This is a genomic window from Pandoraea sp. NE5 (assembly GCF_024363545.1).
GTDB classification, from domain to species: domain Bacteria; phylum Pseudomonadota; class Gammaproteobacteria; order Burkholderiales; family Burkholderiaceae; genus Pandoraea; species Pandoraea cepalis.
Genome location: NZ_AP025517.1, coordinates 1,561,187 through 1,574,272 on the forward strand (window position 1 = coordinate 1,561,187; position 13,086 = coordinate 1,574,272).

10 protein-coding genes are annotated in these 13,086 nt (G+C 63.4%); 8 read left to right on the top strand and 2 right to left on the bottom strand.

Translation table 11 applies throughout. The features are described 5' to 3' along the window. The first annotated feature begins 153 nt into the window (after window positions 1-153). Both thpR and PanNE5_RS07180 read left to right on the top strand, forming a co-directional pair. Window positions 154-738 (top strand): RNA 2',3'-cyclic phosphodiesterase, encoded by a 585-nt coding sequence (gene thpR / locus PanNE5_RS07175; RefSeq protein WP_261939534.1) that lies wholly within the window; start codon window positions 154-156, stop codon window positions 736-738. 57 nt (window positions 739-795) lie between these two features. Next, on the top strand, window positions 796-1,011 hold the full coding sequence (locus PanNE5_RS07180; RefSeq protein ID WP_017233878.1) for a hypothetical protein: 216 nt from the start codon (window positions 796-798) through the stop codon (window positions 1,009-1,011). Between the two features lie 97 nt (window positions 1,012-1,108). On the opposite strand, the gene PanNE5_RS07185 is transcribed toward PanNE5_RS07180, so the two are convergent. Beyond that, the gene (locus tag PanNE5_RS07185) at window positions 1,109-1,903 is read right to left on the bottom strand and encodes an MHYT domain-containing protein (protein ID WP_017233877.1); all 795 of its coding nucleotides are present in this window, start codon (window positions 1,901-1,903) and stop codon (window positions 1,109-1,111) included. Window positions 1,904-2,327: 424 nt separating this feature from the next. Between PanNE5_RS07185 and PanNE5_RS07190 the strand changes: the two genes are divergently transcribed. Then, complete coding sequence (locus PanNE5_RS07190; RefSeq protein WP_261939535.1) at window positions 2,328-3,893, top strand: DHA2 family efflux MFS transporter permease subunit; 1,566 nt, start codon at window positions 2,328-2,330, stop codon at window positions 3,891-3,893. Between the two features lie 157 nt (window positions 3,894-4,050). Then, window positions 4,051-4,998 carry a DedA family protein/thiosulfate sulfurtransferase GlpE gene (locus PanNE5_RS07195; protein WP_261939536.1) on the top strand — a complete coding sequence of 316 codons (948 nt, stop codon included), beginning with the start codon at window positions 4,051-4,053 and terminating at the stop codon, window positions 4,996-4,998. 81 nt (window positions 4,999-5,079) lie between these two features. Here PanNE5_RS07195 and PanNE5_RS07200 read toward each other — a convergent pair whose 3' ends face one another. Next, window positions 5,080-5,535 (bottom strand): MarR family winged helix-turn-helix transcriptional regulator, encoded by a 456-nt coding sequence (locus PanNE5_RS07200; RefSeq protein WP_261939822.1) that lies wholly within the window; start codon window positions 5,533-5,535, stop codon window positions 5,080-5,082. A 530-nt stretch (window positions 5,536-6,065) separates the two neighbouring features. Between PanNE5_RS07200 and PanNE5_RS07205 the strand changes: the two genes are divergently transcribed. The 4 genes from PanNE5_RS07205 to PanNE5_RS07220 all read left to right on the top strand — a co-directional run bounded on the left by PanNE5_RS07205 (window position 6,066) and on the right by PanNE5_RS07220 (window position 12,683). Next, entirely contained in the window at window positions 6,066-7,841 is a 1,776-nt protein-coding gene (locus PanNE5_RS07205; RefSeq protein WP_410007564.1) for a ClcB-like voltage-gated chloride channel protein, read from the top strand. 26 nt (window positions 7,842-7,867) lie between these two features. Beyond that, the gene (gene mnmC / locus PanNE5_RS07210) at window positions 7,868-9,844 is read left to right on the top strand and encodes a bifunctional tRNA (5-methylaminomethyl-2-thiouridine)(34)-methyltransferase MnmD/FAD-dependent 5-carboxymethylaminomethyl-2-thiouridine(34) oxidoreductase MnmC (RefSeq protein ID WP_261939537.1); all 1,977 of its coding nucleotides are present in this window, start codon (window positions 7,868-7,870) and stop codon (window positions 9,842-9,844) included. Between the two features lie 514 nt (window positions 9,845-10,358). After that, window positions 10,359-11,564 carry a cation:proton antiporter gene (locus tag PanNE5_RS07215; protein ID WP_017233869.1) on the top strand — a complete coding sequence of 402 codons (1,206 nt, stop codon included), beginning with the start codon at window positions 10,359-10,361 and terminating at the stop codon, window positions 11,562-11,564. Between the two features lie 3 nt (window positions 11,565-11,567). Further along, window positions 11,568-12,683 (top strand): YbdK family carboxylate-amine ligase, encoded by a 1,116-nt coding sequence (locus PanNE5_RS07220; protein ID WP_261939538.1) that lies wholly within the window; start codon window positions 11,568-11,570, stop codon window positions 12,681-12,683. The last annotated feature ends 403 nt before the right edge of the window (window positions 12,684-13,086 follow it).

Below are 13,086 nucleotides of genomic sequence, written 5' to 3' on the forward strand. Positions count from 1 at the left end.
ACGAGCACCGCGCCAGCCTCACGCTTTTGCTGCCAACGAGCGCTCGTCGTCAAAGCGTCGGGTGCCGCTCGCCCGCCCCCGGCCCAACTGGCGTTCGACCGGTAGCCCGTCTACTATGAGAATCATCAGCAGGATCCAACCTGTGGTGTTCTCATGCGACTCTTCCTTGCCCTGTGGCCTGGGTCAGGTGTACGTGCGCAGCTTCACGAGTGGGCCGCTTCAGCTCACGCGGAATGCGGCGGACGTGTACTGCGTGCCCAAACGCTGCACCTGACGCTGGCCTTTCTCGACGAAGTCGATCCCACCCGTCTGCCGGTACTGCTCGCGCTCATGCAACGCACGCCGCTCACGCCGTTCACGCTCACCTTCGACCATCTGGGCTATTGGGCCGATCGCAAGGTTGTCTGGGCTGGCGCGACCGGTGTGCCCGAGAGCCTCACCGCCACACGCGATGCACTCCTCTCGCAATGGCGCGCAACCGGCGCGCCCGTCGTCACGCAATCGTTTCGCCCGCATGTGACGCTGCTGCGCCATGCGCGGCGCGCGCCGTCCGATCTGAATCCCCGTCCGATCGTGTGGCATTGCGAGGGATATGCGCTCGTCCACTCGGTGCGCACGCCACGTGGCCCGCACTACCGCGTGCTCGCGCAACACCACGGCGGAGCGTCCGACGGCTTTACCACGACCGCTCCCGAGAAATCGGCGATGCCAATAACGCAATACGGTATAGTCGGATGACGATGCATTGGCCGACCGGTTGGTGCATCGGTTTTTCGTCATTCGCAGGAGGCTCAAGTGCAAGTCGGATCGATCGTCAAATCCAATCACATCGCAGTGCCGCAGGGTGCCATGGGCATCGTCACCCGCGTGCTGGGCGACATGGCAATGGTGTGCTGGTATTCCGGCCAGCCCGGTGCATCGAAACAACTCAACACCGAACCGTTCTTCATCGCCGACCTGATCGAAACAGGCGATGTCATGCCTGTCGGAGGCAGCCCCATCCTGCACTGAACCGTGCGCGGCGCCGAAGGGCGCTCGCCCATCAATACGCCGGCCCGTCTTTTCGACGGGCCGGCGTTTCGCATTTCAGACGCATGCCACTGCGAGGTCAGACAGGTCCCGCGTGCTGACGCATGAGGGCGTCGAGGCGCGCCGCCATGCGCTCGCGCCGACGACGCGACGTACGATACAGCAGCACCGCCATCGCGAGCAGGACCACGCAGGCGATCAGGAACACGCCATACGGCAGCATGTCGCCATGCAGCCGCATGCTGATCTGCGCAGGCGTGGACGACGTGCAGATGATCGTGCCGGCGCGCATGCCCGTGTAGTGCATCCCGCAAACGGCCACCGCCATCACCAGCGACGCCAGCGCTCGTTGCAGACTCGTCTCGAGATGGAACGCCAGCCAGAGCGCCACGCTCGCCGCCACGATCGCAATGACCACCGACAGGGCGACGATGGCCGTATTCCATTCGAAATACGCCTGCGTGCGCACGGCGTTCATCCCCAGGTAGTGCATGCCCGCGACGCCCAAGCCGCCCGCCACGCCACCGATCACGCAGCGCACGGCATTGCGATAGGGCGCGCGCGCAACGTACCAGAGCGCCGCCCCCGAGACCACCACCGCCAACAGCAGACTGCCGAGCGTCGGCCATAGCGAATACGACACGGGAAATGGCATGCGCTGCGCGGCCATACCGATGAAATGCATGCCCCAGATGCCAATGCCCCCCAAGGCCAGGGCCGATACCACGAGATAGCCGACACTGATGCGGCCGTCGTCGTCGCGAATACGGGACGCGGCCACCAACGCCACATAGGCCCCCAGCGCCGAGATCACGAAGGAGAGCAGAACGAGGAATTCACTGTACTGAAGCGGAACGACGCTACCTGGCTGCATGGGCTGATCCTGTGATTTCGCAGTCGCCGGGGTGCCAAAAGCGCGGACGAGCGAACGGTAGTTGAGCCTGCACGACGACGCCCAGGGGGCCGCGACGTGGCTTCGCACACGTCGGACGTCAGCGGCGATTCAATCTCGACGGCCCGGCGACGTCAAGGGGCAAAAACGTCTTGCGTTCGCCAAACGAAGATCATTTGCCGCACGTCGATTACACCCAACGAAACAGTCTCGTCCCAAACCCTTACCGGGCGCGTGATCCGCGCAAACGCCCTCCGGTTGATCGGCCAATCGGCGCACATCCTGACGATTTAGAGCGCGAATTCCAAACCCTCGTCGCACACCATCGCCGTTCTGCGGCACCATCCGGGAATCACATTGGCCCGAGTCGCTGCGACCCGGCCAGCATTCCACGGAGACACTTCACATGGCCGACGCAGCCACCGCAAACGCCACCGCAGCGCCGCAGGGCGCGCCGTTGACCGGTACGCGACTGGCGATTCTCACGGTAGGCCTCGCGCTGGGTACCTTCATGGAGGTGCTCGACACGTCCATCGCGAACGTTGCGGTGCCCACCATTGCAGGCAGCGTCGGGGTATCGAACAGCCAGGGCACATGGGTCATCAGCTCTTACGCGGTGGCGGCGGCCATCGCGGTGCCTCTCACCGGGTGGCTGGCACGTCGCGTTGGGGAGGCGAAGCTGTTCGTGTCGTCGGTCGCGGCGTTCACCGTGGCGTCGATGTTGTGCGGTCTGGCGCCCAATATGGAGACGCTCGTCCTCTTCCGGCTGCTGCAGGGGCTCGTATCCGGCCCGATGGTGCCGCTCTCGCAAACCATCCTACTGCGCAGCTTCCCGGAAAAAAAACGCGGTCTTGCACTCGGCCTGTGGGCCATGACCGTGATCGTCGCGCCGATCTTCGGTCCCGTGGTGGGCGGATGGATCACCGACAACTACACCTGGCCATGGATCTTCTACATCAACGTGCCGGTCGGGATCTTCTCCGCCGTGTCCTGCTTCGTCCTGCTGCGCGGGCATGAGACGAAGACCCAGAAGCTGCCCATCGACCTGATCGGTCTCGCGCTGCTTGCTATCGGCGTGGGTTCGTTGCAGATGATGCTCGACCTCGGCAAGGACCGCGACTGGTTCAACAGCGGCTTGATCGTCACGCTCGCGCTCGCCGCGGCCATCTGCCTGTCGTTCCTGATTATCTGGGAGCTGACGTCCGACAAGCCCATCGTCGACCTCACGCTGTTCAAGGATCGCAACTTCGCGTTGGGCGTCGTGGTGATCTCGTTCGGCTTCATGACATTCTTCGCCTCGGTGGTCATCTTCCCGCTGTGGTTGCAAACGGTGATGGACTACACGGCAGGCAAGGCCGGGTTGGCAACGGCCCCCGTGGGCCTGCTGGCGCTGGTGCTCTCGCCGATCATCGGCCAGAACATGAACCGGCTGAACCTGCGCGCGGTGGCCTCGTTCGCGTTTGTCGTGTTCGCCGGCGTGTCGTTCTGGAATTCGCACTTCGCGTTGAATCTGTCGTTCGCGAAGGTGATCGAGCCCCGGCTCGTCCAGGGCATCGGCATTGCGTGCTTCTTCGTGCCGATGACGACCATCACGCTCTCGAGCATGTCCGACGAACGCCTGGCGGCGGCGGCCGGCCTGTCGAACTTCTTCCGCACGCTCTCGGGCGCTATCGGCACAGCCGTGAGCACCACCCTGTGGGAGGACCGGGCGATCTACCATCACGCCCGGCTCGCCGAGAACCTCACGCCGTATTCCAACGCGACGACGAGCTATCTCGACCAACTGCGCCAAGGGCTGGGACTCGGGAACGGGACCGACTTCGGCGTGCTCAACGATCTCGTGACACGTCAATCGTTCATGCTGGCGACGAACGACATCTTTCATCTGTCGGGATATGTCTTTCTCGCCATGGCGGTGCTCGTCTGGCTGACTCGACCGAAGCGCGGGGCCCAGGCGGCGGTCGGGCACTGACGCGGGCGCCCCGTGACGACCCCGAACCCCACCCGTCGCAACGCGACACCGCAATCGTTCCAGAAAAGCAACACTACGTCTCCGCTTCGCGGCTTCTGGCTGTGACCGCCGGACGCTACCATGCGGTATTGCGACTATTTGCCGACAGGGATCCTGCATGCTGTTCGATCTGATCGCCCGCTACGGGCTCTGGCTGGTCTTTCTGAATATCTTCGGACAGGCATTGGGGCTGCCGTTGCCGGCCTATCCCACACTCATTGTCACGGCGTCGACATCGCTGTTCCCGGCGCCGCTGATCGTCGCGCTGGCGATCGGCGCCGCGCTGCTGGGCGACGCGCTCTGGTTTCTCGCCGGACGCCGCTATGGTCACCATATCTTGCGGCTGATGTGTCGCCTGTCGATCTCGCCCGATACGTGTGTGAGCCGCACGGAGGGTGCGATGGGCCGCCACGGCGTGCGCGTCTTGATGTTTGCCCGCTTCGTGCCGGGACTCTCGGCGCTGTCGGTGCCGATGGCCGGTGCGCTGGGGGTGTCGTGGCGCACGTTCTTGATGTACGACGCAATCGGCGCTTTGGTCTGGTCGGGTGTCGCCGTGGCGCTCGGCGTGGGCTTCGCCTCGCACATCGTCGCCCTGCTCGACACCTTCGACACGCTCGGCCGCGGCGTGCTGTGGCTGATCGTGCTCGTTTTCGCGCTGTATCTGCTCAACCGCTGGCTCAATCGATACCGTCTGCTGCGCTCGCTACGCATGGCGCGCATTGGCGTTCAGACGTTGGAAAGCTGGATGAAAGACGACGTCACGCCCGTTGTGATCGACGTGCGCTCCGCCGCACTTCGGGCGGTCGATCCGTTCACGATCCCCGGAGCGCTGGCCATCGCCCCGAGCGAAATCGAGGAAAAGTTGCGAGATGTACCGCGCGATCGCCGTATCGTGGTGTTTTGCGCGTGTCCGAACGAGGTCTCGGCCGCTCGGCTGGCCCAGCAACTGCGTCGACAGGGCTTCGCGGAAGTTCGTCCGTTGCTGGGTGGACTCGACGCCTGGCGCAATGCCGGCTACACCGTCGACAAGATCGATGGCATTGAATCGCTCGTCCCAGCCAACTGATCTTTCCCCGTTCGCGCGAACCATTGCGCACAATTGAATGACGCGCGCTTACCCAAAGGGAAGCGCGCGTTTCGCTTGAGATCAAGCGTCGTTCAGGGTGTCTTTGAGCTGAAGAAGCAGCGTGCGCAAGGTCTTTTGCGCGGCATCGGACTGGCCCGTAGCCGCCTGTATTTGCGCGGGCACCTGACGCGCGTCACGACGCAGATTCACCCCTCGTGGCGTAAGATCGATGAACACCTGACGTTCATCCACTTCGCCTCGTCGACGCGTCAAAAGCCCCATGGATTCGAGTCGTTTCAGCAGCGGCGTCAGCGTGCCGGAGTCGAGTCCGAGGCGCGCACCAAGCTGATTGACGGCAATGTCGTCCTGCTCCCAAAGCACGAGCATCGCCAGGTATTGCGAATACGTTAGGCCCAGTCTATCGAGCACCGGCTTATAGGCTTTCGTCATGGCAAGCGATGCCGAGTACAGCGCGAAACCCAACTGATCTTCCAGGCGCACGGGTGTTTTTTGTGCGGCTTTTTTGTTCACTGCCATTCGTAGACGACTTTTCAAATCCAATTCAATTGCGCGCCATTCTATTTCACCGCGTGGAATGTGGCCAGGTGCAATGACACGTCGCCTTACGTGCCGCACCAGGCGTTTCGGTGGAACGGCACCGGCCCCACCGTTGCGAGTGAAGGTGCGACGACAGGGTAGGTATATCGAGCGGCGGGCGGCCGCGCCGACCGTTTGTCGCGCGGCGCCGCCTTCGGACGATGTCGTTGTCGGCGGCAACCGTCACGGGAAACGGTCACGCGCATCCGTTCAAATGCGTTTGCAGCCTCGAAATTTACCTTTATCTGAATAACGCTCAGATAATCTCCGCGTCGGTCGCGGCCTCTACTCGCGATCGCTTTGAAAAAGTCGAAATCGGCAAATCGATGCGCGCGACACTGACATTCGATTCGGATGATCAATTCTCCGTCATCAACGCCCAAAACCCCATTTCCTGAGCATTACTCAGTTTTGTTGCGTTAACCCGCCGTCCAGCGGCGCGCTTTCAAAAATGAGCGTCGCTCGATACCATGAGACCCAATTCCGATCTCGACTGTCTTTTATCCGTGTCAGCAGTATCTGCCTGGGCGAAATCGCCCATTGTTGTATGGGTGCGGCGTCAGTTCGCCCCGAATACCCTGCAAATCACGTTGCTGCTTGCCGGCATCGTCGGTCTGCTGGGGGCGTTGGCCACCGTGGCGTTTCGCGAAGCGCTCTCGGGATTGCAATTTCTCCTCGCCGGCCATCGCAGCGGCATGGTCGAGCTGGCGCAAGGCCTGAACTGGTGGCAACGCCTGCTGCTGCCGACCACCGGCGGCCTGATCGCCGGGCTGATCCTGCAGTTCGCCACGTTGTGGGTGCCGAAAAAGGGCTCCGACGACTACATGGAAGCAATTGCCATCGGCACCGGCGTGCTGAGCCTGCGCCAGACCCTGGTCAAAAGCTTGTCGTCGCTGTGCTCGGTGGCCTCGGGCGCGTCGATCGGCCGGGAAGGGCCGATGGTGCAACTCGCCGCAATGTTCGCGTCGCTCGTCGGCCGCATGCTCGCCTTCCCGCCCGAGCGCTTGCGCCTGCTCGTCGCTTGCGGGGCGACGGCCGGTATCACGTCGGCGTATAACGCGCCGATCGCGGGCGCGCTGTTCATCTCCGAAATCGTCTACGGCTCGATTTCAACCGCAACGCTCGGCCCGCTGGTCGTCGCCTCAGTCATCGCGAACATCGTCATCCGTCAGTTTCTCGGCTACGAAGCGGTCTACCGGATGCCGCGCTTCGATTTCGTTTCCGGCTGGGAAGTCTTTTTCTACGTCGGCCTCGGCATTCTCGCCGGCGTACTCGCGCCGCTGTTCCTGCGCCTGCTCGACACCGCCAAGCATCGTTTCAGCGCGCTACCCGTGCCGCTGTTCCTGCGCCTCACACTTGGCGGCTTCATCGTGGGGATACTGTCGCTGAAGGTGCCGCACGTCTGGGGTAACGGCTACAGCGTGGTCAACTCGATCCTGCACACGCATTGGGCATGGCAAGCGCTCGCAATGGTGCTGGTGTTCAAGGTGCTGGCGACCGCATCGTCGGCGGGCTCCGGCGCCGTGGGTGGCGTGTTCACGCCAACGCTCTTCGTCGGTGCCGCGCTCGGCAGCCTCTATGGCATCGCGATGAATGCGCTCGCGCCTGCCGCCGCCTCGGTGGCGAGCAGCTACGCCGTGGTCGGCATGGGAGCGTTCCTTGCGGCAACGACCTATGCGCCGCTGATGTCGATTCTGATGATCTTCGAGATGACGCTGAGTTATCAGGTCGTGCTGCCGCTGATGTTGGCGTGCGTGACGGCCTACATCACAGCTCACACATTACGCGCGGATTCCGTCTACGCAAAATCGCTGCGCCGCAATCAGGTGGCAGGCCGATGGCTGTCGATGACCGGCGAGGGCAGCGAGATGCGCCTGTCGTCGCTGGCGACGGACAACGACGCCGTCGTCAACGACGCCATGACCTCGGAAGCCCTCGGCGAGCGCTTTATCGCCACCGGCTATCGCAACCTCGTCGTCCGCGACCAGGACGGCCGTCTTGTCGGAACACTCGACGCCGCACGCTGGTGGCGGCGGCAGGCCACCGGCGAACCCGCTGTCTGGACGGAGGTGATCGTGCCGTGCAAAGCGCTCGATGGCGAGATGACGCTGGTCGGCGCGCTGCGCGCCGTCGGCAAGCTGCACGTCGACTGGGTACCCGTGGCGAACGAGGCGGGCGAATGGTTGGGCGTGGTGTCGCTACCGGGACTCATCGAGATCGTGACAGAAGAGCGGGGCGGCGAATGAAGCGTCGCGCAGGCGCCAGTCCCATCATGCCGGCAGAACCGGCGACCGGCGCGGACGGCACCCCCTGTTCGGCAGTCTTCGACGAGGCCTATCACCGCACTGACGACGCGCTCGGTCAGGTGCGACATACCTTTCTGGGCGGCAACCGTCTGCCCGAACGCTGGCGCGGTCGCGAGGCTTTCGTGATCGTCGAGACCGGCTTCGGCCTGGGTCTGAATTTCCTGGCAACGTGGGCCGCCTGGCGGGACGATCCGCAACGGCCCGCGCGGCTGCATTTCGTGTCGGTGGAGAAGTTTCCGTTCCGGGTGCAGGATTTACGGCATTGTCTCGAGGCGATGCTCGTTCTGCCCGGCATGACGCAACTCGCGCCTCTGGTACAGAAGCTGTGCGACGTCTGGCCAGGCCCCGTGGCAGGCTGGCACCGGCTGGAGCCGGCGCCCGGCGTGGTCCTGAGCGTCGGTTTCGGCGACTTCTTCGATCTGATGCCGTCGCTGCGAGCCGGCGCGGACGCGTTTTATCTCGACGGTTTCACGCCTGAAAAAAACGCCGATCTGTGGACGCCTAACGTCTTCAAGACGCTTGGCCGTCTGGCACGTGACGGGGCCACGCTGGCGACGCATACCGCCGTCGAAGCGGTACGACGTGATCTCATCGGCGCGGGTTTCCAAGTCGCCCCGCGTGCCGGACACGGCGGCAAGCCGGACGTGCTTGCGGGCGATTACGCGCCGCCTTATCGCATGCGGCGTTACGATCCGCCCACCGTGCCCCCGCAGCGCGCCCGTGAGGCGATTGTGGTCGGCGCGGGAATGGCGGGGGCGGCGATGGTGCGGCGTCTTGTCGCCCGCGGCTGGCGGGTGCGCCTGTTCGAACGGGCACAAGCGCCTGGCACGGCGGCGTCGGGCAACCCGGCGGGGGTCTTTCATCCGCAACTCTCGGTTGACGATAACGTGCTGTCTCGCTTGACGCGGGCGGGCTTTCTGTACTCACTCTCGCAGTGGAGAACGCTGCCGGGTGGACTGCCCGGGCATGCCGACGGCTTGCTCCAGGTTGCCACGGACGACGATCAGGCGCACGCGTTGCAGCAACTCATAGCGGCGCACCGGTATCCGCAGACGTACGCGAAGTGGGTTGATGCGGCGCAAGCATCGGCGCTTGCCGGCGAAACGCTCGCGCGCGGCGGCGTCTGGTTTCCGGAAGGCGGCTGGCTGGCGCCGGCGATGCTCTGCCGGGCCGAATTGGTTGCTGCCGGGCCGTTGCTCGATGCCCGCTACGGCGTGAACGTGGAACGGCTCGAACGCTGCAATGGCCGCTGGACCGCGATCGACGAAGCGGGTCACGTGTTGGCCGAGGCCGACGCCATCGTTGTGACGGCCGCAGACATCTCCCAGAAACTGCTCGCGCCGTACCTCGCGCCCGAGTTTTTGCCCGTCAAACGGGTGCGCGGGCAATTGACGTTCCTGCCCCCCGACATGTTGACCGACCTGCGCGTGCCGGTCTGCGGAGACGGTTACGTAACGCCGTCGTCGCTGGGGGGCACTGGGCCCATCACAGGTGCGACCTACGGCTTCGACGACCCGGCCGAGGCCATACGCGTCACCGATCACCAGGCCAATCTGCGTCGGCTTGCCGCGCTGTTGCCAGCCCATGCGAGCACGCTCGGCGATGGTGGGCTGGCGAGCGAGCACGCCGCCGCCGAATTGGGCGGGCGCACGGCGTTTCGCTCCATGGTGCCCGACCGCCTGCCGATGGCGGGGCAACTGCCTGACATGGCCATTCTCGACACGCAACGTCAACAGCTGGGCGGCGGGCATCTCCGAGATCTGCCGCGCCTTGACGGCCTGTATGCCAGCTTCGCGTTCGGCTCTCGGGGCCTGGTGTTCGCGTCGTTGTGCGCGGAGCTGGTCGCCAGTCAGATCGAGGGCGAACCGTGGCCGGTCGGCAGCGATCTGGCCGACGCCATCGACCCGGCGCGATACCTGATGCACTGGCTGCGCAAAGGCTGACAACGCGCGTGCCCCAACAGGCACGCCGGCTTCGCGCGCCGTCGGGCTTGGCCGGATCCTTCGCTCGCCGCCCCCGCGACCCGCGACCTCGCTATCTCCCATCGACGTTTCCCACGTTCCTTCATGACGCGCGGCCCACGCCCGCCTGCCGTCGTTCTCCGAAAATACACGGGGATTCAATAAATTGAATCTGACCCTATAGCGACGGTAACCCCGCCCCATGCGGGGGCGGCGCCCCTTCGGGGCTTGCCCCCGTAACTCCCGGCTGAAGGGCCATATCCCGCCTCCAAGGTGCGCCGTCCCCACCGTTCGGCATCGGGATGAAATGGGTTTGTGCCAGGTCAAACCTCCTGCCATCGAGACGCCCGTTTGGAAGCGTCGGAAACCGAGTGTGGCAAAATGGGCCCAACCCTTCGGGTTCGTCGTGCATTTGTTCTTAATCTGCAACCCCGCGCGCGACTTTCTTTCCTTTCCACCACTTGATGCGCCGTCAAGCGGCGCAAAGCGAGCATTAATGACGTCGGAACTGTCCCTCTTTCCGGGCTGGCCGCCGACGCCCGATCCCGTTTTCTTCGCTGGGCTGGCATTGGTTTTTGCCGGACTCGCGGGGGAAATCTGTTTCCGGAGACTGCGCCTGCCGCGGATCACCGGTTACGCCGTGGTCGGGCTGGTCGGCGGTACCCTGGGTCTTTCCTCGATGCTGGACGCGCAGACGAGCGCGGCCATCCGGCTGCTGATCGATCTGGCGCTGGGTTTGTTGCTGTTCGAACTGGGCAGCCGCCTCAACCTGAAATGGATGCGGGCCAACCCTTGGATCATCGTTACCAGCGCGCTCGAAGCTTTGCTCACCTTCGTGGCGGTCTATGCCGTGCTGTGGGTGTTCGGGGTGGCGCCGCTGAGCGCAGTGCTCATCGCCGCCATCAGCATGGCGACCTCGCCGGCCGTGGTGATCCAGCTCAAGAACGAGCTGCGTGCCGAGGGGCAGGTCACGGAGCGTTTGCTGGCCCTGGCGGCGCTTAACAGCGTGTACGCGGTCGTCGCGGTGAAGCTTGTCTACGGATGGATGCACCAGGCGTATCACTCGAGCGTGTGGGTCGTCCTGTTTCATCCTTTGTACCTGCTCATTGGCTCGATCGTGCTGGCGTTCGTACTGGCCAAGGCGTGCAATCTGATCTTTCGCAAGTTCGGTAGCCAGGACCAGCATGCTTTCGTGATTCTCATCGGCCTGATCATGCTGATGGTCGCGCTGGTGCATATGCTCAAGTTACCGAACTCGCTCACATTGCTGCTTGCCGGGATCATTTTCCGAAATCTGGATGAGCGTCCGCAGCTTTGGCCCGCGTACTTCGGCACGGCCGGCTGGTTGCTTGCGGTGGTGCTCTTCGTGCTGACGTCGCTGGCGTTCCGGTGGGAATACGTTGTGATCGGCGGTCTGGCCGCGGCAGCCATCATCGTGGTGCGCGGCATCGCCAAGGTGGTGGGCACGGTCGCTGTCGCCCATCAGGCGGGGATCAGTTACAAGCAGGCCGTCGCGCTCGGGTTGTCGTTGTGCCCGATGGCCAGTCTCGCGTTCGTACTCGTTGCCGACACGTACGACATTTACCCGCAGTTCGACCCGACGCTCAAGGCGGTAGTGATGTGCACGGTCGCAGCACTGCAACTGGTCGCGCCGCTGGTGGTTTATTGGGCGTTGGCCCTGGTCGGTGAACGAAAGGATTAAACCATGTCATTAGAAGCATTCATTCCCTCGAAGCCGTGCACTTTCGGTGTGGAGCTGGAGATGCAGATCGTCAATCGCCACGATTACGATCTGACCAAAGCCGCCGCCGATCTGATGCGGCTCGTGGCCAAGGAGACACACCCGGGCGAGATCAAGCCGGAAATGACGGAAAGCATGATCGAGCTGTCGACGGACATCTGCCATCGACATAGCGATGCCGTCGCGCAGCTGGGCCGGGTTCGAGACGTGCTGGTGGCGGCGAGCGAGCAGCTCAACGTCGGCCTGTGCGGCGGCGGCACCCATGCCTTTCAGCGCTGGAGCGAACGTACGATCTACGATTCGCCACGCTTTCACTTCCTGTCCGAGTTATACGGCTACCTGGCCAAGCAGTTCACGGTCTTTGGCCAGCACGTGCACATCGGCTGCCCGGATCCGGACAGTGCCTTGTACCTGCTGCACGCCATGTCGCGCTATATCCCGCACTTCATCGCGCTATCGGCCTCATCGCCCTATGTGCAAGGTGTCGACACGGGCTTCCACTCGGCGCGTCTGAACTCGGTGTTCGCGTTCCCACTCTCGGGCCGCGCGCCATTCGTGCTGAAGTGGGAAGACTTCGAGACGTACTTCGACAAGATGGTGAAAACCGGCGTCGTCGAGAGCATGAAGGACTTCTACTGGGATATTCGGCCGAAACCGGGTTTTGGGACGATCGAAGTGCGAGTCATGGATACCCCCTTATCGGTCGGCCGCGCGGCCGCTATCGCCTGTTACATCCAGTCCCTGGCCCGTTATCTGCTCGAGGAGCGTCCGTTCGTGCTGAGCGAGGACGACTACCTCGTCTACACGTTCAATCGCTTCGAAGCTTGCCGCTTTGGGCTGGAAGGGGCTTACGTCGATCCTCAGACCGGCGAGCGCACCACATTGGGGCATCACATCATGCGGACGCTGGAGATCATCAAGCCGCACGCGGCGGTGCTGGAGGCCGAAGCAGCCTGCGAAGAAGTCCGTCAGCTTGTCGCATCCGGCAAGAACGACGCTGTTTGGCTGCGCGACGTCCACGGGGAAGCCAAGTCACTCAACGAAATGGTTCGCCAACAATGCTTGCGATGGGCCGCATGAACTGAGGCCTTGGCCGACGGGCCGGACTGGGTACCGTCGGTCTCTGGACGCGATCGTTGTTATGCGATCGGTGTGAGGAACCCCGCCTTGGCGGGGTTTTTTCTTGCCCGTACGTTTTGCAACCGTCCAGCACGCGCTACCGGGCAGCAAACGTTTCCGCTTAGTCCCACCCACGACGCGCCGTGTGCCGGCGCCGTTGGCCGAATTGTGCATCGCAAGCGATGCGTTTTCCACGATTCAGGCTGAGCGCGTTTTGCCGATTTTGCGTCGCCCATAGCAAGGTTTTAAGGTTTTAATAGGTTTACTGTATGTATACATAGTAGTAGTTAACAAAGGCGGCCCACTCCTGTGGATAACCACAGTTAACGTTGAGTAAACAGAAAGTTGCCCGAATGAGAACTGG

Bases quoted from the DNA above. Each gene is read 5' to 3' on its own strand.
- thpR (WP_261939534.1), top strand. From the start codon at position 154: ATGCGACTCTTCCTTGCCCTGTGGCCTGGGTCAGGTGTACGTGCGCAG.
- PanNE5_RS07185 (WP_017233877.1), bottom strand. From the start codon at position 1,903: ATGCAGCCAGGTAGCGTCGTTCCGCTTCAGTACAGTGAATTCCTCGTT.
- PanNE5_RS07190 (WP_261939535.1), top strand. From the start codon at position 2,328: ATGGCCGACGCAGCCACCGCAAACGCCACCGCAGCGCCGCAGGGCGCG.
- PanNE5_RS07195 (WP_261939536.1), top strand. From the start codon at position 4,051: ATGCTGTTCGATCTGATCGCCCGCTACGGGCTCTGGCTGGTCTTTCTG.
- PanNE5_RS07200 (WP_261939822.1), bottom strand. From the start codon at position 5,535: ATGGCAGTGAACAAAAAAGCCGCACAAAAAACACCCGTGCGCCTGGAA.
- PanNE5_RS07205 (WP_410007564.1), top strand. From the start codon at position 6,066: ATGAGACCCAATTCCGATCTCGACTGTCTTTTATCCGTGTCAGCAGTA.
- mnmC (WP_261939537.1), top strand. From the start codon at position 7,868: ATGCCGGCAGAACCGGCGACCGGCGCGGACGGCACCCCCTGTTCGGCA.
- PanNE5_RS07215 (WP_017233869.1), top strand. From the start codon at position 10,359: ATGACGTCGGAACTGTCCCTCTTTCCGGGCTGGCCGCCGACGCCCGAT.
- PanNE5_RS07220 (WP_261939538.1), top strand. From the start codon at position 11,568: ATGTCATTAGAAGCATTCATTCCCTCGAAGCCGTGCACTTTCGGTGTG.